Here is a 19,336-nt window from a genome sequence, read left to right as displayed (position 1 = left end):
ATGACTATTTCTTTTGTCCAGTTATCCGATACCCACATTCGAGAGCCTGGCCGCTTGGCCTACGGCAAGTTAGACACTGCGCCATATTTGCGTCATGCCGTTCGGTCTGTCATGGCTTTAAAGCAAAAGCCCTTGGCGGTGGTCATGACCGGTGATTTGACGGATTTTGGTCGTGAGCTGGAGTATCAACATTTGGCGGAGTTGATCGCGCCTCTGGATATACCCGTGTATTTGATGCCAGGTAATCATGATGCACGTGAGGGATTGCGTGCGGCGTTTCCTGAACATACGTATTTAGGCACAGCAGGTTTTATCCAGTATGAAGTGGAAATCGGACCTTTGACTTTGCTGACCCTGGATACATGCATTCCGGGCGAGAGCGGGGGAATGCTGTGTGATGAGCGGCTGGATTGGCTAGAGCACAAGCTTTCAAAAAATAGTGGTAAACCTGTCATCGTCGCGATGCATCATCCGCCGTTTACGACCATGATTGGCCATATGGACAAAATTGGTATGCAAGGTGGTGTGCCACGTCTCAAAGAAATCATTAGTCGTCATCCCAATGTCGAGCGTGTTATTTGCGGCCACTTGCATCGTGCCATTGATGTGCGTTTTGCTGGAACGATTGCCAGTACTACCCCATCGCCGGCCCATCAAGTCACACTAAATCTGACACAAGAAGCGGAATCGACTTGGATGTTAGAGCCGCCTGCCTATCGAGTTTTTGGTTGGTCGCCACCTGAAGGCTTGGTCACGCACCTCGCCTTTGTGGGTCCTTATGATGGTCCGTATCCCTTTCGTGAAAATGGCAAGCTGATCGACTGAGCTTGCCATTTTGATATTGCACGCGATCACTCACTCAGCAAACACGCCGCCATATGTTTTGAACTGCCCCGCGATCCGAATCTCGGCTTCGTGGGGCCTGCCATAGCCATTTTGGTGCAAGATAAAGTCGACGTTGCAACGTGCCGCACAGCGTCCATCGACATGGGTATCCCCAATCAGCACTGCTTTTTCGTGCACGACATCTAGTTCCTTGAGCGTGTGCGACAAGGGCAGGGGATGGGGCTTTGGAAAGGCTGTTGTATCTGACCCGGTAATGACTTGGAAAAAATCGATGATGCCTGTTTTTTGTAAGGCATGACGCGCATTGACTTCAACTTTATTGGTACAAATCGCAAGTTTGTAGTCTCGGTCCCGCAGGTGCTCCAGTAATTCCCTTACACCTGGGTAGAGATGTGAATGGGCGTGAGCCTGTTGTTTGTAATGGCGTTGAAAGTGCGGAATTAATGTATCTAAGTCTTCTTGTGGAAAGTCGACAAGGGCGACGGCGCTCCCGATCAACTCTCGTGAAGGCCCATGTAAATTGGGGAGTTCAAGGCTGGGGTCGATGGTTCGATGCCCGTATTCAGCCAACGCAGCATTGATCGCCATGCGAATATCTGGCTCGGTGTGCAGGAGTGTGCCATCGAGATCAAACACGATGGCATCTTTTGTCAATAAAAGTGGGGCGAGATGATTCATAGTCTAGATACCAAGCCTTCAGGAGTCGCTGCATAACCTGTGAGAGTTCTGTCCGCATGTTTGAGTCGCCAATTCAGCATTTTCTGTGCCATGTCTAGCATTTGTCCGGCATACGCAGGATTGTTGGCGAGATTATGCAGTTGACCCGGATCATTTTCCAGATCAAAGAACAAGGGTGGCAAGGCCGCAAAGTGCACGTATTTGTAGCGATCATTTTGGATCACGGATAACGAGCATTCATCCATGCCGAGGCCCAAATAATCCTCTGGTTTGGAATAAAAAATATTTCTAAAGTCGAATTCGTAGTGCACCTCGGTGCGCCAGTCAGCCGGTGCTTCGGCGTGGTGGACAAAGGGCAGCAGCGACTCTCCGTCGCACGTGCGTGGCACGGGCAGGCCTAGCCACTCGAGGATGGTGGGCATGGTGTCGACGGTTTCGGTGAACTCACGCACGATCTTGCCGCGGGTGAGATTAGCGCTTTCGCTTGGATCACGCACGATCATGGGAATATGAAAGCTCTGGTCAAAATAGCCGAGCTTGCCCAGCAGATGATGGTCGCCGAGCTGTTCACCATGATCGCTCGTCAGGATCACCAAGGTGTTGTCCCACTGACCGGATTGCTTGAGGTAGTCACAGACGCGACCGACATGATCGTCGACCTCAGACATCAAGCCGTAGTAGGTCGCACGCATCTGCAAGACTTCTTGCTCGCTCATGTCTGCACCCATGCCCTGGCCATGCTCAAAAAACTTTTTGCGTTCAATCGACTTGAGATAAAACTCTAGCATGGGGTGTTGTGAGGCTTCGGCATCCACTGATTCTGCACGAATCGGAGCGGGGCAGTCCTCGGGCTTGTACATGGCGTTGTAGGGCTCTGGCGCAATAAAAGGCGGGTGTGGACGGTAGTAACCAAGGTGGAGAAACCAAGGTTTGTTTTCCGTACCTTTGAGGTACTCAAGTGCGCGGTCGGTAAAGAAAGAGGTGTCCGAGAGGTGAGCCGGGACCGAGCTCGGCTTGGCAGTGGCACCGATGTCGTCTTCGTCTTGACCTTGTGGGAGCCAGATATTGGTAGGGATCTTGGGGACGGGATAACCTTGCGCCTTGACCCAGGCAAAGTAGGCTTCCATTTTCAAGCCCCAGGAACCCACGGGCTTCCAGCCTTCCATGTCGGCCCCTAGGACTTTAAAGCGTGGATCCTGGTGAGCCGTTTCGCGCGGGTCGGGAGTGGTAGTGGTGTAGCCGACGAGGGCAGGCTCGTAGCCAGCTTTGCGGACTTCGAAGGCGATATTGGTGTGCCGTGCGTCCAGTGGGATGGTGTTTTGCACCGCGCGGTGCGTCATCATGTAGAGGCCGGTCAGCATTGAGGCTCGACCTGGACCGCAAGGTACGGCTTGGGTGTAGTGCTTGGCAAACGTCACGCCTTCGTTGGCGAGGGCGTCGATGTTGGGTGTTTTGACGACCGGGTGACCGAGCTTGCCGAGGGTATCGCCTCGCCACTGGTCCACCACAATCATCAGTACGTTCTTTCTAGCGCGTGTCATGAGTTCAGTTCCAAAAAAGTGTTTATTGCAGCGTGGGGTCGAGTTTGTCGCGGACCCAATCGCCGACTAGGGAAATTGAAAGTGTGGTGAGGACGATGATCGTGGCCGGTGCCAGCAGGATCCAGGGGGCGGATTGCAGGTATTCGCGTCCATAGCCCACCATGTTGCCGAGGCTGGTCAGTGGCGCTTGGACACCCAGGCCTAAAAAGGACAAACCGGATTCGAGCAAAATCACTTCTGGAAAGGTCAGTGTCATGCTGACGATCAAGGTGCTGGCGATGTTGGGCAAGATGTGACGAAAGTAAATTCGCCAGGTGCTTGCGCCGAGGGCCTGCACGGCATTGGCATAGCCTTGCTCGACTGCGGCGACGGTGAGGTTGCGCGTGATGCGGGCGGTGCGCTCCCAGCCGTGGCAGCCCATTAGACAGATAAACAGCACCAGCGTGTTGCCAAAGAAGGCTAACACCGCGAGGGCGATAATCATAAAAGGGATCGAGGCCTGGAAATCAATCGCCACCATGACGGCTTGCTCGATCCAGCCTCTAAAGCGCGCCGCCAGAAAGCCCAGTGTCAAGCCAATCGCTGCGGAAATCAAGGTGCTGGCAAAGGCAATCAGCAAGCTCATCTGGATCGAAGTCACCAGCCGCGACATCACGTCCCGACCCAGCTCGTCGGTCCCTAACAAATGATTGGGCAGCCCCCCAAAGCCTACAGGCGGCTGCAGGCGTGCCGATAAGTCGAGCGCTGTATAGGCATAAGGTGTCAGGACTTCGGCAAAGAGGGCGACAAAGAGCATCACGGCGAGCCAGATCCAACCGATTAAAACGATGGCCGGACAGCGCACTAGATTGTCGCGCAGGGAGGAAAGTTTTAAAGCGAAAGTCGATAGGGTGGTCGTAGGCGCTTCAGTTTTTTTTGTGGTGATAGTGTTCATGCGAGGCGCCTATTTAGAAGACCGGATCTTGGGGTCGATCATGACGTTGAGCGCATCGACCAATAAATTGGCACCCACCATGCTAAAGGTCACTAACAGCAAGGCGGCCTGAACGACAGCGAGGTCACGATTGGCGACAGCCGAGACGATCAGACGTCCCACTCCAGGCCAAGAGAACACGCTTTCGACTACCACCGCGCCTGCGATCAGCGCACCCAGCATCAAGCCAGTGATGGTCAAAATTGGCGCTGCCGCATTGGGTAAGGCATGACGGATGACGACAAGGCGCCAACTGAGACCTTTGGCTGAAGCCGCTCGAATATAAGGCTGACCCAGCACCTCGAGCATCGCGGAGCGGGTGTAGCGAGCCAGCACCGCCGCACCACCAATCGATAGCGTAATGATAGGCAAAATCGCATGTCCCCAAGAGGCATAGCCCCCGCTAGGCAACCAGCCCAAGGACACGGCGAAAATCAGGACCAGTAAGACCCCCAGCACAAAGCTCGGCATCGAATGGCCTGCGACGGAAAAACTCATGATCAAGCGGTCGACCCAGGTGTTGCGGTGAAACGCCGCAAACACGCCTGCCGGTATACCGAGCAAAAGTTTCAACACAAAGGCGGGCAGGGTGATCGCGAGAGTGGCGGGAATGGCTTCGAGGACCAGTGACATGGCCGAAGCACCATTGCGCATCGATACGCCAAAATTACCTGCCAGGATATTACCGAGGTAGCCAAAGTACTGATGAGAGAGTGGCGCGTCGAGTCCCCAGCTCTGGCGAAATGCTTCGATGGCCTCGGGCGGTGCATCGGCAGACAGAATCATCATCGCCGGATCGCCGGACATTCGTAGGATAAAAAAGGTAAAGGTGACCACTAACAAAACGGTCAGACCAGAGCGGGCACTGCGTGTCAGTAAATAGTTCATCAGGCAGCGGCTCGATTAGGGGTGGCCAGTAAGGTTTCATTTGTCAAAGGAACATAGACCAGCGGAGCCGTTCCCTTGTGGAGATGACAGGCGACCGAGTGTCTGCCTTGGAGCATGGTTTTGGCAGGCGTTTCTGTTTTGCAACGTGCCATCACACTTGGGCAGCGTGGATGAAAGGCGCAGCCAGTAGGTACATCAATCGGATTGGGGGGTTCGCCTGTCAGCAAAATCCGTTTGCGTGGCGCTTTTTCTCCGCTTTCTCCCTTTCCCCCATTTGGATGTGACACCGCAGAAATTAGCGCGGCGGTGTAGGGATGGGCCGGTTGCGACAAAATCTTTTCCGCAGGGCCTTGCTCGATGATTTTGCCGAGATACATGACGGCAACGTCATCACAGATGTGACGTACGACCCGCAAGTCATGACTGATAAACAGCATCGCGAGGTTGCGACTTTTTTGTAATGCAGATAACAAATTAATGACCTGCGCCTGAATCGAAAGGTCCAATGCGGAGACGGGCTCGTCACAGACCAGCAGCTGAGGCTTAAGGACGAGTGCGCGCGCCATCACGACGCGCTGACGTTGACCACCCGAGAGTTCGTGCGGGTAGCGACCATAGAGGTCCTCGCCAATACCCACTGAGTCAAGCGCCTCGCGGGTCGCTGCCAATTGCGCCGCGCGATCGCCGATGTTTTGAATGACCAAAGGCTCTTGGACTTGATCGATAATCTTGAGGCGGCGATCCAGCGCAGCGAGAGGATCTTGATACACCATCTGCATGTCTCGACGTTGCGCGCGCCAATGGGCATTGCGCTTGGCCTGAATCGGCTGTCCTGCAAAGGTGATCTCACCACTCGACGCGGGGAGTAAACCAATCAGCATGCGGGCAAGCGTGGACTTGCCACAGCCGGATTCACCGACCAGCCCCAGCGTTTGACCGGTCTTGAGCTCCAGTGAGATCTGGTTCACCGCACGCAAAATACGCGGTTTGGCAAACCAGGTTTTAGAGGCTTTGACGTTAAAGTTGCGGCTGACCTGCGTTGCCTTGAGTAGGATCGTCATGCTGCTCTCTCCACGTGACACGCCACACGATGTTCGGCATGCACCCTGCGTAGCGCGGGCAGGATGCTGTGACAGTCGTCACGGGTGAACTCGCAGCGTGGCGCAAAGCTGCAACCCTTAAAAGCCGTCCCCGCGGTGGGGACCTGGCCCGGAATCGCCTTGAGCAAGGTGTGTTCGGACTCGATCGAGGGCATGGCCGCCAAGAGTCCGTTGGTATAGGGGTGATTGCCCCGCGTAAATAAATCATCCGTGGGCAAGAGTTCGACAATCCTGCCGCCATACATGACGGCAACGCGCTCGCTGGCCTCGGCGATGACACCCAGATCATGAGAAATCAGTACCAGCGCCATATCGGAGTCTTTGCGCAGTTGATTCAGTAAATCCAAAATTTGTGCCTGTACCGTGGCATCAAGGGCCGTGGTCGGCTCATCGGCGACCAATAAGTCAGGCTCGCCCGCCAAGGCCATCGCGATCATGACGCGCTGATTCATGCCACCGGATAATTCATGCGGGTAGGCGCTCAAGCGTTGTGTCGCATTGGGCATCTGCACCCGATCCAGTAAATCCAGAGAAACCTGACGCGCCTGGGCACCAAACAGGCCCCGGTGCAGCGCCAGACTCTCTGCCAATTGCTTTTCAATTTTGTGAACGGGATTGAGACAAGACGCAGGATCCTGAAAAATCATGGCGATTTTGCCGCCCCGGATCTTTGAGAGCCCACGGTCGTCCATTCCGATCAGCTCCTGTCCGGAGAGCTTGGCACTCCCCGAGACTCGAGCTTTTGGACCTAATAAACCCAGCATTGCCATCCACGTCACACTTTTGCCGCAACCCGACTCGCCCACGATACCGAGCGCGGTCCCCTTTTTGATGTCGAGGTCCACGCTGTGCACAACTCTGCGCACGTCGGTGTCGCTGGCGAAGGCCACGGTCAGTCCCTTGACGCTCAAAAGCGTCTCGGGTGCTTGCTTTTTCACCGGATGACGATCGAGGTTCATTTTGGTGGCTGAAGGTTGTCAGCGCGGAAGTCCATCAAGAACGTCTGCGAAGGTTTCCACTCAAAGTCCTTGCGCTTGGCGTAAAACACCGCCGTACGATGCAAGACCGTGTAGGCTGGATCTTCACGCTCGGCGATCACCAACATACGGGCAAACGTTTCCCGACGCTCCTGAGGATTGACAGAAGTCATCAGCACATCGGAGAGCTTGTTGAACTCGTCGTTGCTCCACTCGCCCATGCGCTGCTGCTGACCCTTGGGTCCGTGCTGGTTGACCATCGAACTGACCGGATCACTAAAGGGCGCTGAATTGGACCAGCCGCGTACACCACGTGTTGGCCCCTTTTCAAAAATCTGCGACCAGTTTTCAGCCATCTGCATCTGCACATTCAAACCCACCGCTTTCCACATTTCGAGCATGATCTGATCGGTCTGTGTCTGATTGGTGTAGTAGTTGTTCATGGTGCGAAAAGGAATCGGCTCGCCTTTGTAGCCGGCTTCTTTCAACAGCTTTTTAGCCAGCGCGGGGTCGTACTTGGGGACTTCCCAGTCCTTGATGTACATGTCTCCGTAGTATTCCCACTGCAAACCAGCGGGGATGGAGGTTTTGCCTGCCCAGAGCGCGTCAACGATGGCCTTACGGTCAATCGCGTGTGTCATCGCTTGGCGAATCTTAGGGTTCGCCAAGATCGCGTTTGTTTTATCAAACACCACCAAGCGGTGATTCAGAACCGGACCGCCGGTGATTTCAAACTTTGGATTGTTCTGAATCAGTTTGAATTGATCGGGTGGGATATCGGTCACAAAGTCATACTGGCCCGAGATCAGACCGTTGATACGTGAGGACACCTCAGGCACAACGGTGTAGCGAATCTCGCGCACGTTGGGCTTGCCAGCAAAATAGTCATCATTGGCAACCAACACCAGAGACTGATCCTGCTTGAGCTCTTTGACCTTAAAGGGACCGGCACTCACAGGGTTTTGTGCCCAAGTGTTCCAGTCTTTAGCCGCTAAGTAGGCCTTTTTGGAAATGATCTCCGATCCCAGACGGGCCAGACGACCTTCGAGCGTGACGTCGGGCAAGGCATTGACCAAGCGGACTGTTTTGTCATCGACAATTTCGACACCAATTAGCGAAGGCCAGATATTGCGTGCGACGGCGACGACTTCGGCAGGCGGCGTGGGGCCTGTGGCAAAGGTCGCATCATTGGCGGCAGCAGGCTTGGCTGTAGTCGCACCAGTGTTGGGCTGAGTATTGCCAAACATACGCTGTGGACTAAAGCTAAAGGCGATGTCTTCGACCGTAACAGGATCACCGTTGTGAAACTTGACGCCTGGGCGCAGTTTGAACTCAAGCGTACGATCGTCGATGCGCTTCCACGATTCGGCGATGCCGGCCTTGGGTTTTAAGTCGCCGGTGGTGTCGAGCTCGATGAGACCTGCATAAATCATCGGCAGCACGCGCGTACCGACGTTGCTTTGCTCACGCAGCGGATCAAGGGCACCGCTGTTGGAGATCTGTTGGACGGCGACACGCACAACAGGACGATTGTCAGTTGCAGGAGTTTGCGCGTACGCAAGCTGTGTAGTCATCGTGACACCGGCAAACGCCAGCGTCAGGTATTTGGCTAAACGGGAGAAGGGGATGGTCATAGTGGATTCCAGTTGAGAGCACTGGAATCCACTCTAGGGGAGCTAGATGAACGTTGGGTTACCGTTAGATGAATATTGTGTGACTGACACGCATATTTCCGAATAGAAGTTTAACGAGTGCCATTCCATCATGATGGAATGAAAAATTCCGCATTACATAAACAGAAGTTAGATATTTGTAAATATTGCATGCAGGGCTGGGAGTGATGTGTTTACCCCCTCTGGTGAAATATGCCTCAGTCGATGAGTACTTAAAACATTACCAGCGAGTGTATTGTCGCGGCCGTATATATACATTTGACGAAATCAGAGTCTATTTTCATATTGATAAGTTTGGACATATGTTTTATGAAAGCTCTGCGCGCGATGGAAGAAAAGACGTTTTTTCAATTGTGCGTGCTCAGCGTATTGACTGGATCAAATATACCTTGGCGCATCCCCATGCAGATTTGTATCAAGGATGGATTAAGAATGCTCGTCGCCACGACCCAGTAAGAAGAGTCGCTGTTGTTTATGAGCAATTTGTTGTGGTTGTTTCTTTGTGGAAGAAACTTGACGGATCTTTAAAAGCTAACTTTGTAACCTGCTACCAAGCAGATAACAGTATTAGCAAGATAAGATCATCACCAAAGTGGTCTCGGAGTGATTATTTATCAGATTAATCAGCCCGTATCATTTATGAAATAAAAAGGCCGCTGATTCGCTACGCGGGTTCAGCGGCCGAAACCTCGATAGATCCAAAATATTTAAACTTTGAACTCCCGTGCATTTTACTTTATGGCAAGTTCTTGTCAATGTGAGGTTCGCGCCTTTCGCGCGGGAAATGCGCGATGCGACACATCTATTCTCTAGCTTTCCACGTCAACTTTATACGCGCCCAGGGCGACAGCTCGCTCAGCTGTTTGGGCATTTTCACAAAGCCCAGCGACAGCAGTACCCCCTCAGCGACGTGTTTAAAGCTGTAATCCACAAAACTATAGATTTGGTCGAGGTCATTAAAGTACCAGACGCGAACTCCCACACCTGTCGGGCTTTTGTTAATGATCGCGCGCTCACGTTTGCCGTTGCTATCAATGCGGCTCCAGATTCGTGTGCGGTTGAGCTTGATGATCTCGCCATCGTGATAAGAGGATTGGGTGTCGTCCAGGCCACGTCTGAGGAATGCTGGGATCGAGTAATTTTCTGATAACTCTGAAAGATCTTCAGCGAGAGCCGAATCTGTACTTTGACGAGGGTTGCGTAACAGACTTGGAGTGCCGAGATCCGCGTGGTCTGTATATGAGACCATTGAGCACGACATCATGAGCACTTGTGAGCTGCCTCCATATCCCGCTGGCAACATCTGTTTGATTTTGTGCAGACGTGGCATATCGAGCGCGCGTTCTTGTTCTTCGCGTTGGTGGATCAACAGAAAGCTGGTGTACTGGCTGACCAATTGATAGTCGAGCGCTATTTTGGAGTGGATCGCGTGCGCAAGATCCTCGGAGAGACGTTTGGCAGCCGCGAGGCGCGAGAGCGTGGTGCTTGAAAGCGCTGCTGCTTCGGCCTTGAGTTCTACTTGACCCAGAATCTGTGGGCGGGTGTCACCCGCAAGGCGCGCTTTGAGTGTGACAGTTCCAGTGGGGGCGCTTTCAAACCATGCGCTGACATGTAAGGTATCACCTTCAAAGGCGGCTGAATCGAGCGCGGTGATGTCGCGTGGCTCGATGCCTTCGGGCCATTCGATCGTGACATCAGTGACATTGGGTGTGCGCATGCGATTGAACATTCGCAAAATTGCGGGCTCGACAGCTTCGCCAGGCGCGACAAAATCACAAGCACCTTTGGTTGCAATGGCGAGGCGTCTGAGCAGACCTTCCGAGGCGCTACTGCCGATACCAATGACAAAAATGCGCTGCTTGGAACTTTTTGCGCGCTTGATGATGGCTTCAACGGCGCTGACGTGACCGTCGGTAATCAACATGACAGCGCCTTCGTCTTTGCTTGACAGGGCGAGCGTAGAGGTGAGGGCAGGCTCGAGTTCGGTGCCCCCCATATCGCCATTGAGGCTACCGATCCAACGCTGGGCGGAGAGTTGCGTGGCTTCGGTCACGGGCCAAGGTGCGCGTGAACGGTGTTCGACCGTATCACCGAACTTGGAGAGAGAAAAAGTATCTTCTTTTCCCAGGCGAGCCACCATGGCGTGTAGCGCCCGACGCGCGGCTTGGATACTGTCGTCCGCCATTGAGCCCGAGCAGTCGACCAAGATCTTGAGACTGAGCGGCTTGGGCGAGACAGGCTGACCGAGTGCGTTGGTGGCCTTGAACGTGGGGCAGAAACTGGCTGTCACCACGTATTGTTCCGGCTTGACATAGTCATGCGCCACTGTGGCGAGCGAGCAATGTTGTAACTGATCCATGACCAAGACAAAGTCCCGATCTAAATAGCTATCGCGACCCAAGGTGACAGTCACGGCCTCGCCACTTGCCTCGCTGGTTTGCTCGTGCGACACACTGATAGGATGACTGGGTGAGCCCACCCGTGCCTGCGCCAGAGCGCCATGCAGCGTCAAGCTCAAGTCAAAGCCATACTCGCTTAGAAGATCCGTTTCCGGAACTTGATGCGGCTGGAGTCCTCCATCTTGGATCAAATCACCATAGCGCGGCGCGATCACGGTGGGGATTTTGAGACGCAGACCGCCTTGTTCGAACTGCAAGAGCTGACCGTAATGCAGGTCGATCACGCAACGTTCGCCGGGGGCGAGGTTGCCTAGGTTTAGCACGTAGTTGCCGTCCTCGCCCCGCTCGAGCAAGATGGCTGCGTCTCCCTCCGCCAGCGTGCGCTCATAGCCTTCCTGGGCCTCGGACTTTTCCACGACCGAGCCGTGCAGCAGCTGCTCGTTGAGCTTGACCTCCACCCCAAGCAATTGCGCACCCCAGGGCAGCGGAAAGCTATAGATCGCCTCAAGATGCTCCGCTGAGGGATTGATAAATGTTTGACGTACATGCGCATCAAAAATCGCACCCCGTAAATCACCTGTGATGGCAACGTGTTGCAGCACCAAGGGCTCACCGGAGTCAGACCGCAGTGTTGCGTGCAAAGAGTCGTCCAGCTCTAAAGTTCCAATCATGGCAATGTCCTATTGGTTATTTTTCGTTGTGATTAGGTATTAGGTGGGCTTTGCAGCGCCTGAACCGCCTCGTAGGCCTGCATCACGCTGCGTACAAAGCTGCGCAGTTGCTCGGGACTGAGGCCTGCGCGGGTCGGTTCGATCACCAATTCAATGCCTTCGGTAATGTGCAGGTGGCTGCATACCTCCAGAGAACCCGGGCGACGACCTCGGTCGGGCACGGGGGCGGGACCGCCTTGGAGCAGCTCGCGGATACGATCGAGCGAGACCCCGGCGGCTGTCCATTTTTTGATGAGCAGAAGCTGTTCAAGATGCTGAAGGGCGTATTTCGCGGCACGGGTTTCCCCCTCCGGGCGGCTCACCAGCCCAAGCTGGACGTAGTAGCGCACCGTTCGCTTGCTCAAGTCCGTGAGGGCACAGAGCTCGTCGAGGGAAAAAGACTGACTCGGAGAGTCGTCGGCAGCAAAGGAGGTCGTTTTGACAGTGTTCATGTGTTTATATTAACACTATAACTGTCATAAATAACTGTTTAAATAAAATTAATTGTGAAATGTTTCCGGCAAAATCATAAAAATTTTGTTTTTGCCGGAAACAAAATGGAAAATGTAGCTATGTTTCCGGCATAATGATTAAAAATGACTTTTTGCCGGAAACATTATGAAGCCGCTCTCAAATCAGCAACGACTGCACCAGGTTAACTCCGAGCAACTCTATGAAAACTATCGCTCAGCGCTCGGTCATGCGTCGTCTTATACCTATGGCATGCGCTGGAAAACAGTGCGAAACACGGAATATCTCTTCAGAGATCGGGATCGGCACGGTAACGGTAAGTCTCTCGGACCGCGATCCGAGAAAACAGAAGCCTTGTTGGCCGCTTTCACAGCAGGACGGGAGGCGGCTCAAGAACGGCTTCGCCTCATTACGGAAAAAATTGACGAGCAGGCCAGGTTAAATAAAGCCTTAAGACTGAATCGTGTGCCGCGCGTTGTGGCTCGCGTGTTGCGAGAGTTGGATCGCTCGGGCCTACATGATGAATTTATGGTGATTGGCACACAGGCTTTGTATGCCTACGAGGCCGCAGGAGGGGCGCATTTTTTACTTGAACTACTCGCCTCAGGTGATGTGGATTTGCTCTATGATGCGCGAAAAAAACTAGTCGTTGTGTCTGAAAAACTAGATGGAAATGGTTTGCTTGGCCTGTTAAAAAAGGCAGATCGAACCTTTGAGCGTGTAAGAGAAAATGGTTTGCGCGCGGCAAACGCAGGTCAGTTTATGGTGGACCTCGTCACTGCACCAAGCGGTATGCTAAACAATCAAACCATCACGTTTTCTGAAGCAGATCTCGTGGCGGCAGAAGTCCCAGGATTACAGTGGCTATTAAACTCACCCAAGCTTGATGTGATCGCTATTGATGAAGACGGTTGGCCTGTGCCCATGCGCGTACCCGATCCACGTGCGTTCGCTTTGCACAAAGCATGGTTATCGAGTCTGCCAACGCGCGAGGCACTTAAAAAGCCTCGCGATCTAGATCAGGCACAAGCGGTTGCTTCCCTCGTAAAAGAACAAATGTCTCATTTGTCTTTTGAACATGCGTTGACATCCTTACACGGCGATGTGAGGAAGATGATGCCGTTGCTGATTGCTTGAGAAAAAACCTATGATTAATATGAAACCACGCATCACAGTGATCACGCTCGGCGTCGAGGATCTCGAGGTGTCGCTGCGCTTTTACCGCGACGGGCTCGGGTTTCCTACGCAGGGCATCATTGGCCAAAAGTTTGAGCATGGTGCTGTTGTGTTTATTGAAATGCAGCCAGGTCTTCGCCTTGCGCTCTGGCCAAGGGGGAGCATCTCCAGGGATACAGGGCTCGCACAAGGCGTTGCCAACCCCACCGAGATGACCTTGGGTCACAACGTATCTTCAAAAGACGAAGTGGATGCAGTCATGGCCCGAGCCGCCTCAGCTGGAGCGACGGTCGTCAAACCCGCACATGACACATTTTGGGGCGGGTACTCAGGTTATTTCCAGGATCCGGATGGACACCTCTGGGAGGCGGTTTGGAATCCTCAGTGGGCTGAGGATTTACTTGATCATTAATAACGCTTTAATTTTCGCTCTGACATACAACATCGGCCGCATCTGGAACATAAATGCGTGGCATTAGAGTGCCTCTTTGCCGACGGGGGCGCCAAAGCTGACTTCACCGTGGGTATTTTTATCATTGATGCCATCAACAAGTGTATCTAGATCGTATTCGACCTTGTCGATTGCTGTGATGATGACTTGACCTTTTGACACCATAAGCTCAACTTTTTCTTCGAGCTGAAGTCCGGCCTCTTTTAGTACGGCTGTTGTCAAACGTAGGGCAGGGCTGTTTCCCCATTTTCGGATCACTGCGTCCATGCGAGCACTCCTAGCAAGTGTATACATTGTAGATACATATTGCTGTTGTGACAAGCAGGCATCAATATTTGTCAATGTAACAACTACTGCGCTGATTATGGTTTTATTTTCTGAAGTGTGAATTTCATTCGTTTGATCCAAATCCCGACGTTTCTGATTGTCCAGTTGAGCGAAGGTCACTAGCTTACAATTCCCAAATGCCAGGGGACAAACTCATTGTCACCCAGGCCTAACAGCTCACTCTTTGATTGCATTCCTGAGGCGGTCGTCAGAATGTGTTCAAAAATGACTTGTCCCATTTCCTGAACAGACAGCTCACCATCTAGGATGCGACCACAGTTGATATCCATATCTTCTTCTAAGCGTTTAAACATGGACGTGTTAGTTGCGAGTTTGATGGTGGGGGCAGGTTTGGAGCCAAACATGGAGCCTCGTCCAGTCGTAAAACAGATGATGTTTGCACCGCTGGCGATTTGTCCTGTCACTGCACAGGGGTCATATCCGGGTGAGTCCATAAAGACAAAACCAGATTGTTCGATCAGTTCAGCATATTGGTAGACTTCTTGCAAAGGAGTGCTGCCACCTTTCATGGCTGATCCAAGGGATTTTTCAAATATGTTGGCGAGGCCGCCTTGAATATTTCCTGGCGCGACCACACCATTAAATTGACCATTATGGCCGCGCGTATATTCCTCCCACCAGCTCATTCGGTCAAGAAGCTTTTGACCCACAGTTGGCGATACTGCACGCCGAGTCAGCATATGCTCTACGCCATGAATTTCCGGTGTTTCGGACAAAATTGCTGTCCCGCCATGCCTCACAAGAATATCCATCGCAGCACCCAGGGCCGGGTTGGCTGTGATGCCAGAAAAACCATCTGAACCGCCACATTCGAGCCCGACTTTTATGTGACTTGCGCTGCAAGGTTCACGCGTGATGTCGTTTGCCGCAGGCACCGGTGTTTGGCTCACACCAAATTGACTCGCGATCTCATTGCGAGAGAGCGAATCTCCAGGCTTGAGCTCAACAGAAATGATCTGCTCTCTGAGCAGATCATAGAGCTGAGGAGCGGCTTGTCTGTAGCGGTCGAGTTTGATGATATTGGGCATACTTTCAACTAATATATTAGTATAAGAGTAGAGCGCTTGCGGCTTTCTAACAAGTTATCGTTTGTACTAGGTTGTCCGATCTTGGGTGTTCGACTGTTCAAGATCCGCAGTTGTCTGAGGATTTACTTGATCATTAAAAGCGCTTTAATTTTCGCTCTGACATGAAGCATGACCGTTGGAGGAACGCTGGCTTTCTTTTTGGCGCGTCTGACCTTCCAGTCGAGCGACTTCACTTGATCAGAGAGGACTGCGCAATCGACACCGTCAATCTGAGTCACCACCTCAAAGGGATTATTTTTGATTTTGGATGTCAGAGGGCAGCAGACCATGAGACCTGTTTTACTGTTGTAGCTCGCAGGGCTGATGACAAGCGCTGGTCTGTGTCCGGCTTGTTCATGTCCTGCCTGTGGATCAAATTCTAACCAAACGACATCGGCCGCATCTGGAACATAAATGCGTGGCATTAGAGTGCCTCTTTGCCGACGGGGGCGCCAAAGCTGACTTCACCGTGGGTATTTTTAGCATTGATGCCATCAACAAGCGTATCTAGCTCGTATTCGACCTTGTCAATTGCTGTGATGATGACTTGACCTTTTGACACTACGAGCTCAACTCTTTCTTCGAGCTGAAGACCGGCCTCTTTTAATACGGCTGTTGTTAAACGTAGGGCAGGGCTATTGCCCCATTTTCGAATCACTGCGTCCATGCGAGCACTCCTGGAAAGTGTATACATTGTAGATACATAGGGCCGTTTTGACAAGCTACAGCTTTGGCTGTGGACACATCTGATCTTTGCTGATGAAAGTAAGGGGGGATTCTTTAGCAAAGAGATACAACTGTTTACTTTGAGTTCTAGATATCAATTGGCTCTATTTAAAACTGCTAATACAATATACCTATGAAACCTTCAGTTGCCTTAGCTGCCCATAGAGATGAAATTCGCGCGATCGTTTTGACGCATCACGCGAAAAACGCACGTGTATTTGGATCGGTTGCTTCAGGTACAGATACCGAAGAAAGTGACCTCGATGTGTTGATTGATCCCACCCCAGATACAACGTTGTTTGATATCGGCGCGATTCGGTATAAATTGAAACAGCTTCTAGGTGTTTCTGTTGATGTCTTAACGCCAAGAGCTTTGCCAGAAAAATTCAGGCAATCCGTGCTTGAATCTGCCTTACCTATATGAGCAAAAAATCGCTCCGTTTAGCAGATTATCTTGATCACATCCAAGAAGCGATTCAACGTATCTCCAAATAAGACGTACCTTTGTTATTTGCTTACGAAATGCGTAATGCGTTGGCACATGGATATCACAAAGTTGACCTTGAAATTGTCTGGGTAACAATAAATAGGCATTTAAGTGACCTGAACGTTCAGATCTCTAAAATAAAAGATCAATTAGAAAGCTAGACAAAGAGGAGTTTGCTATCCTCGATGAGATCCTCGTAACTAAAGGAACCGCCGCCTTGGGCAGTTGGAGGAACGCTGATTATCTTTATGCTTTTATTTTCTGAAGTGTGAATTTCATCAGGCCTTCGCTGGCTTCTTCGATCAAATCCAGTACATGTTCAAACCCTTGATCCCCTCCGTAGTAAGGGTCAGGTATGACAGACGCTTGCGTTGTTTGCAAAAACTCAGCCAAACCCCGGATTTTATGACGGTGTGGTGCAGGACACATTTCCTCAAGCAATGCACGGTTATCCCAATCCATCGTCAACAGTAAATCAAATTCTTCGAAATCACCTTCAACAACAGGTCTGGCCCTCAAGTTTGAAAGATCGTATCCTCTCTTAAAAGCATGTTTTTGGCTTCGTTCATCGGGTGGTGCGTTAGGATGAAAATTGTGTGTACCTGCAGAGTCAATTTTGACCTTGTGCAGGATATCTCGCTCAGTAAGCTTTTTAGTAAAAATAGCCTCTGCGGCGGGACTTCGGCAGATATTGCCCATGCAGACAAATAAGATTTTGAAATTAGCTTCGTTCATTTTGATTTTTATATATTGACCTTCAGTATGTTACTTAACCTTAGCAGGAAGAGTCATTCATAATCCCATAAATACGACATGTATATCGACGCGATGCCAGTTCCTCAAAGTAAAAAAACCTCAAATAAAAATACACAGGACGACTTTCCCGTTCTTGCTTTTATAGATATTGAAACAACGGGATCTAATTTCGAGCGCGATCGCATTACCGAAATTGGAATCAAAACGCTGGTCAACAATGAAGTCACAGAATGGGAGAGTCTTTTAGACCCAGAGACCTTCATTCCACAAAATATCCAGCGCTTGACGGGCATTTCACCAACGATGGTGGCGGGTAAGCCTAATTTCAATGAAATTGCCAATCAACTGAAAAATGAACTCGCCGGAAAGATTTTCGTTGCACACAATGCCAGGTTTGACTACGGCTTTATCAAGGCGTCGTTCAAAAGAATGGATATGGATTTCCGTCCAAAGGTGTTATGCACTGTCAAACTATCTCGCCTGCTTTTTCCACAACAGACACGTCACAATCTAGACACCATCATCGCTACGCATAACCTAGTTGTCAGTAGTCGCCATCGCGCCATGGGTGATGCAGATTTACTTTTGCAGTTTTGGCGTGTGTGTGAAGCGACTGTTGGTAAAGAGCGTCTACTTGCCGCAGTGAATCAGTTGGTAGGAAGCGTGAGCCTTCCCCCCAATATCAACCAATCAGTCATCGACGCGATTCCTGACACCTGCGGCTGCTATGTTTTTTATGGGGAGCACAACGCACCGCTCTATATTGGTAAAAGCATCAATATGCGTAGCCGCGTGATGAGTCACTTTCAAAGTGCTCTGACGGTTCGAAAAGAAATGAAGTTGTCGCTACAGGTTTTCCATATTGACTGGATTGAGACGAGCGGTGAGTTGACTGCGTTGATTATGGAATCAAGGCTGATCAAGGACCAAATGCCGAGCATGAATATCAAGTTGCGTAAGTCAAAAGATTTGAGTGCGTGGCAATTAGTGAAGGACAACTTCGGCGTACAAAAGCCAACACTTGTGACGCATAAAAATTTACAACCGGGCGTACAAGAAAACCTTTTTGGACTTTTTTACAGCAAAAAAGAAGCGCATGGTTATTTGGCCGCTGTTGCAAAAAAATACCGCTTGTGCGAGGCCCTGCTGGGCTTAGAGAAAGTAGAGGAGGGAAGATCTTGTTTTGGCTATCAAGTCAAACAATGTCAAGGTGCTTGCATAGGTGGGGTTTCCATAGATGTGCACAATTTGAATCTTGAAACTGCACTAAGCCTGTTTAAAGTTCAGTTGTGGCCGTTCGGCGGAGCGATTGCCATCAAAGATGGGGATTGCATGGTGGTGGTTGATAAATGGTGCTACCTAGGGATTGCCCGTGACCATGACGAACTCTATGAGCTAGCTAGGTCTGAGCCTGCCGAATTCGATCTAGATATTTATAAGATTCTCAAGAAAGCAATAGCTGGATCACATAAACATCAGGTCATAAAACTTAATGGCATGAATATCCATTAAGGTGTCAACCAGATCCACGAATCTAGGCTGATTTTGGCCCGACGATGCCCACTGCTTGCAAGCTCTAGCCAATCCATATCCATGACCTCAGCAGTGATGACAGCAAAGTGTGTGGCATGCAAATCATTATTTTGTGCGATTTGAGCCGGAGAGGAAATAGGTGTTCCTGGTGCTGACGTACCTGTGTAATCTGACGCGGAAGTCGTTTGTTTGACTTGCTGCCATAGGGTTTGAGCGTGTGAACTGATCGAGGATATATTTACACTGACACGAACTCTGAGTTGCCAGTTTAGTTTCTTACTCCAAAATACAAACATCGCATTTTGTTGCTTTGTGATTTCTTCGGCCTTGCTACTGCGTGAATCTGTATAAATTTTTAATAGGTTCGCTTCTCTGTCAACCGTTCTTAGCACTACAGTCCGCGCTTTGACTGTACCGTCTAAACCCGTTGAAGCAAAAACCGGTGTACGCCAAGCATGATGTCGGTCTTGTGAAGCACGGCTCAATTCCCTCCATATTTGATCTTTTATTGCCTCAGGTGTTTCTAATTGATCTTT

The 19,336-nt window shown here is 51.2% G+C and carries 22 protein-coding genes; 7 read left to right on the top strand and 15 right to left on the bottom strand.

Annotated features, from left to right (window positions below; genetic code table 11):
* On the top strand, positions 1 to 825 hold the full coding sequence (locus tag WBJ47_RS08100) for a phosphodiesterase (RefSeq protein ID WP_422245592.1): 825 nt from the start codon (positions 1 to 3) through the stop codon (positions 823 to 825).
* Positions 826 to 855: 30 nt separating this feature from the next.
* Here the strand turns inward: WBJ47_RS08100 and WBJ47_RS08095 are convergent, their stop codons facing one another.
* The 7 genes from WBJ47_RS08095 to WBJ47_RS08065 are packed head-to-tail and all read right to left on the bottom strand — an operon-like array spanning position 856 to position 8,637.
* On the bottom strand, positions 856 to 1,524 hold the full coding sequence (locus tag WBJ47_RS08095) for an HAD family hydrolase (RefSeq protein ID WP_422245593.1): 669 nt from the start codon (positions 1,522 to 1,524) through the stop codon (positions 856 to 858).
* Complete coding sequence (gene pehA / locus WBJ47_RS08090) at positions 1,521 to 3,065, bottom strand: phosphoric/sulfuric ester hydrolase PehA (RefSeq protein WP_422245595.1); 1,545 nt, start codon at positions 3,063 to 3,065, stop codon at positions 1,521 to 1,523. The genes WBJ47_RS08095 and pehA overlap by 4 nt, the downstream gene beginning before the upstream one ends.
* A gap of 22 nt (positions 3,066 to 3,087) precedes the next feature.
* Entirely contained in the window at positions 3,088 to 3,999 is a 912-nt protein-coding gene (locus WBJ47_RS08085) for an ABC transporter permease (RefSeq protein WP_422245597.1), read from the bottom strand.
* A gap of 9 nt (positions 4,000 to 4,008) precedes the next feature.
* Positions 4,009 to 4,926: an ABC transporter permease gene (locus WBJ47_RS08080; RefSeq protein WP_422245599.1), complete on the bottom strand. Its 918-nt coding sequence runs from the start codon at positions 4,924 to 4,926 to the stop codon at positions 4,009 to 4,011.
* Positions 4,926 to 5,987, bottom strand: coding sequence for an ABC transporter ATP-binding protein (locus WBJ47_RS08075; RefSeq protein ID WP_422245601.1), 1,062 nt, complete (start codon positions 5,985 to 5,987; stop codon positions 4,926 to 4,928). Before WBJ47_RS08075 ends, WBJ47_RS08080 begins: the two co-directional genes overlap by 1 nt.
* On the bottom strand, positions 5,984 to 6,985 hold the full coding sequence (locus WBJ47_RS08070) for an ABC transporter ATP-binding protein (protein ID WP_422245602.1): 1,002 nt from the start codon (positions 6,983 to 6,985) through the stop codon (positions 5,984 to 5,986). The genes WBJ47_RS08075 and WBJ47_RS08070 overlap by 4 nt, the downstream gene beginning before the upstream one ends.
* Positions 6,982 to 8,637 carry an ABC transporter substrate-binding protein gene (locus WBJ47_RS08065; RefSeq protein WP_422245603.1) on the bottom strand — a complete coding sequence of 552 codons (1,656 nt, stop codon included), beginning with the start codon at positions 8,635 to 8,637 and terminating at the stop codon, positions 6,982 to 6,984. Before WBJ47_RS08065 ends, WBJ47_RS08070 begins: the two co-directional genes overlap by 4 nt.
* A 203-nt stretch (positions 8,638 to 8,840) precedes the next feature.
* Between WBJ47_RS08065 and WBJ47_RS08060 the strand changes: the two genes are divergently transcribed.
* Positions 8,841 to 9,299: a hypothetical protein gene (locus WBJ47_RS08060; protein WP_422245605.1), complete on the top strand. Its 459-nt coding sequence runs from the start codon at positions 8,841 to 8,843 to the stop codon at positions 9,297 to 9,299.
* A gap of 179 nt (positions 9,300 to 9,478) precedes the next feature.
* On the opposite strand, the gene WBJ47_RS08055 is transcribed toward WBJ47_RS08060, so the two are convergent.
* Together WBJ47_RS08055 and WBJ47_RS08050 are read right to left on the bottom strand one after the other, a co-directional pair.
* Positions 9,479 to 11,746 carry a VIT and vWA domain-containing protein gene (locus tag WBJ47_RS08055; protein ID WP_422245606.1) on the bottom strand — a complete coding sequence of 756 codons (2,268 nt, stop codon included), beginning with the start codon at positions 11,744 to 11,746 and terminating at the stop codon, positions 9,479 to 9,481.
* Positions 11,747 to 11,778: 32 nt separating this feature from the next.
* A complete protein-coding gene (locus tag WBJ47_RS08050) occupies positions 11,779 to 12,237 on the bottom strand; it encodes a MerR family transcriptional regulator (protein WP_422245608.1) in 459 nt (152 codons plus the stop codon).
* 166 nt (positions 12,238 to 12,403) lie between these two features.
* Here WBJ47_RS08050 and WBJ47_RS08045 point away from each other — a divergent pair, with 166 nt between their 5' ends.
* The gene (locus tag WBJ47_RS08045) at positions 12,404 to 13,393 is read left to right on the top strand and encodes a GSU2403 family nucleotidyltransferase fold protein (protein WP_422245610.1); all 990 of its coding nucleotides are present in this window, start codon (positions 12,404 to 12,406) and stop codon (positions 13,391 to 13,393) included.
* A gap of 19 nt (positions 13,394 to 13,412) precedes the next feature.
* A complete protein-coding gene (locus WBJ47_RS08040; protein ID WP_422245651.1) occupies positions 13,413 to 13,844 on the top strand; it encodes a VOC family protein in 432 nt (143 codons plus the stop codon).
* Between the two features lie 63 nt (positions 13,845 to 13,907).
* Here WBJ47_RS08040 and WBJ47_RS08035 read toward each other — a convergent pair whose 3' ends face one another.
* The 4 genes from WBJ47_RS08035 to WBJ47_RS08020 form a co-directional block, all read right to left on the bottom strand.
* Entirely contained in the window at positions 13,908 to 14,150 is a 243-nt protein-coding gene (locus WBJ47_RS08035; protein ID WP_422245612.1) for a PbsX family transcriptional regulator, read from the bottom strand.
* 179 nt (positions 14,151 to 14,329) lie between these two features.
* Positions 14,330 to 15,259, bottom strand: a complete 930-nt coding sequence (locus WBJ47_RS08030) for a GntR family transcriptional regulator (protein ID WP_422245614.1) — start codon at positions 15,257 to 15,259, stop codon at positions 14,330 to 14,332.
* Between the two features lie 122 nt (positions 15,260 to 15,381).
* Entirely contained in the window at positions 15,382 to 15,723 is a 342-nt protein-coding gene (gene mazF / locus WBJ47_RS08025; protein WP_422245616.1) for an endoribonuclease MazF, read from the bottom strand.
* Positions 15,723 to 15,965, bottom strand: a complete 243-nt coding sequence (locus WBJ47_RS08020) for a PbsX family transcriptional regulator (RefSeq protein WP_422245618.1) — start codon at positions 15,963 to 15,965, stop codon at positions 15,723 to 15,725. Before WBJ47_RS08020 ends, mazF begins: the two co-directional genes overlap by 1 nt.
* Positions 15,966 to 16,157: 192 nt before the next feature.
* Here WBJ47_RS08020 and WBJ47_RS08015 point away from each other — a divergent pair, with 192 nt between their 5' ends.
* Together WBJ47_RS08015 and WBJ47_RS08010 are read left to right on the top strand one after the other, a co-directional pair.
* Positions 16,158 to 16,448, top strand: coding sequence for a nucleotidyltransferase family protein (locus tag WBJ47_RS08015; protein WP_422245620.1), 291 nt, complete (start codon positions 16,158 to 16,160; stop codon positions 16,446 to 16,448).
* A 98-nt stretch (positions 16,449 to 16,546) separates the two neighbouring features.
* Positions 16,547 to 16,672: a DUF86 domain-containing protein gene (locus tag WBJ47_RS08010; protein WP_422245622.1), complete on the top strand. Its 126-nt coding sequence runs from the start codon at positions 16,547 to 16,549 to the stop codon at positions 16,670 to 16,672.
* Between the two features lie 85 nt (positions 16,673 to 16,757).
* On the opposite strand, the gene WBJ47_RS08005 is transcribed toward WBJ47_RS08010, so the two are convergent.
* Complete coding sequence (locus tag WBJ47_RS08005) at positions 16,758 to 17,246, bottom strand: low molecular weight protein-tyrosine-phosphatase (RefSeq protein WP_422245624.1); 489 nt, start codon at positions 17,244 to 17,246, stop codon at positions 16,758 to 16,760.
* A 78-nt stretch (positions 17,247 to 17,324) separates the two neighbouring features.
* Here WBJ47_RS08005 and WBJ47_RS08000 point away from each other — a divergent pair, with 78 nt between their 5' ends.
* Positions 17,325 to 18,779 carry an exonuclease domain-containing protein gene (locus WBJ47_RS08000; RefSeq protein WP_422245626.1) on the top strand — a complete coding sequence of 485 codons (1,455 nt, stop codon included), beginning with the start codon at positions 17,325 to 17,327 and terminating at the stop codon, positions 18,777 to 18,779.
* Here the strand turns inward: WBJ47_RS08000 and WBJ47_RS07995 are convergent.
* Positions 18,776 to 19,285: a pyridoxamine 5'-phosphate oxidase family protein gene (locus WBJ47_RS07995; RefSeq protein WP_422245627.1), complete on the bottom strand. Its 510-nt coding sequence runs from the start codon at positions 19,283 to 19,285 to the stop codon at positions 18,776 to 18,778. The two genes, WBJ47_RS08000 and WBJ47_RS07995, sit on opposite strands and share 4 nt — an antisense overlap.
* Between the last annotated feature and the right edge of the window lie 51 nt (positions 19,286 to 19,336).

This window comes from Zwartia sp. (assembly GCF_049655405.1).
Classification (GTDB): Bacteria; Pseudomonadota; Gammaproteobacteria; order Burkholderiales; family Burkholderiaceae_B; genus Zwartia.
The sequence above is the reverse complement of the archived record's forward strand: the minus strand, read 5'-3'. Positions and strand labels throughout refer to the sequence as shown.

Bases quoted from the DNA above. Each gene is read 5' to 3' on its own strand.
- WBJ47_RS08100 (WP_422245592.1), top strand. From the start codon at position 1: ATGACTATTTCTTTTGTCCAGTTATCCGATACCCACATTCGAGAGCCT.
- WBJ47_RS08095 (WP_422245593.1), bottom strand. From the start codon at position 1,524: ATGAATCATCTCGCCCCACTTTTATTGACAAAAGATGCCATCGTGTTT.
- pehA (WP_422245595.1), bottom strand. From the start codon at position 3,065: ATGACACGCGCTAGAAAGAACGTACTGATGATTGTGGTGGACCAGTGG.
- WBJ47_RS08085 (WP_422245597.1), bottom strand. From the start codon at position 3,999: ATGAACACTATCACCACAAAAAAAACTGAAGCGCCTACGACCACCCTA.
- WBJ47_RS08080 (WP_422245599.1), bottom strand. From the start codon at position 4,926: ATGAACTATTTACTGACACGCAGTGCCCGCTCTGGTCTGACCGTTTTG.
- WBJ47_RS08075 (WP_422245601.1), bottom strand. From the start codon at position 5,987: ATGACGATCCTACTCAAGGCAACGCAGGTCAGCCGCAACTTTAACGTC.
- WBJ47_RS08070 (WP_422245602.1), bottom strand. From the start codon at position 6,985: ATGAACCTCGATCGTCATCCGGTGAAAAAGCAAGCACCCGAGACGCTT.
- WBJ47_RS08065 (WP_422245603.1), bottom strand. From the start codon at position 8,637: ATGACCATCCCCTTCTCCCGTTTAGCCAAATACCTGACGCTGGCGTTT.
- WBJ47_RS08055 (WP_422245606.1), bottom strand. From the start codon at position 11,746: ATGATTGGAACTTTAGAGCTGGACGACTCTTTGCACGCAACACTGCGG.
- WBJ47_RS08050 (WP_422245608.1), bottom strand. From the start codon at position 12,237: ATGAACACTGTCAAAACGACCTCCTTTGCTGCCGACGACTCTCCGAGT.
- WBJ47_RS08045 (WP_422245610.1), top strand. From the start codon at position 12,404: ATGAAGCCGCTCTCAAATCAGCAACGACTGCACCAGGTTAACTCCGAG.
- WBJ47_RS08040 (WP_422245651.1), top strand. From the start codon at position 13,413: ATGAAACCACGCATCACAGTGATCACGCTCGGCGTCGAGGATCTCGAG.
- WBJ47_RS08035 (WP_422245612.1), bottom strand. From the start codon at position 14,150: ATGGACGCAGTGATCCGAAAATGGGGAAACAGCCCTGCCCTACGTTTG.
- WBJ47_RS08030 (WP_422245614.1), bottom strand. From the start codon at position 15,259: ATGCCCAATATCATCAAACTCGACCGCTACAGACAAGCCGCTCCTCAG.
- mazF (WP_422245616.1), bottom strand. From the start codon at position 15,723: ATGCCACGCATTTATGTTCCAGATGCGGCCGATGTCGTTTGGTTAGAA.
- WBJ47_RS08020 (WP_422245618.1), bottom strand. From the start codon at position 15,965: ATGGACGCAGTGATTCGAAAATGGGGCAATAGCCCTGCCCTACGTTTA.
- WBJ47_RS08015 (WP_422245620.1), top strand. From the start codon at position 16,158: ATGAAACCTTCAGTTGCCTTAGCTGCCCATAGAGATGAAATTCGCGCG.
- WBJ47_RS08010 (WP_422245622.1), top strand. From the start codon at position 16,547: ATGCGTAATGCGTTGGCACATGGATATCACAAAGTTGACCTTGAAATT.
- WBJ47_RS08005 (WP_422245624.1), bottom strand. From the start codon at position 17,246: ATGAACGAAGCTAATTTCAAAATCTTATTTGTCTGCATGGGCAATATC.
- WBJ47_RS08000 (WP_422245626.1), top strand. From the start codon at position 17,325: ATGTATATCGACGCGATGCCAGTTCCTCAAAGTAAAAAAACCTCAAAT.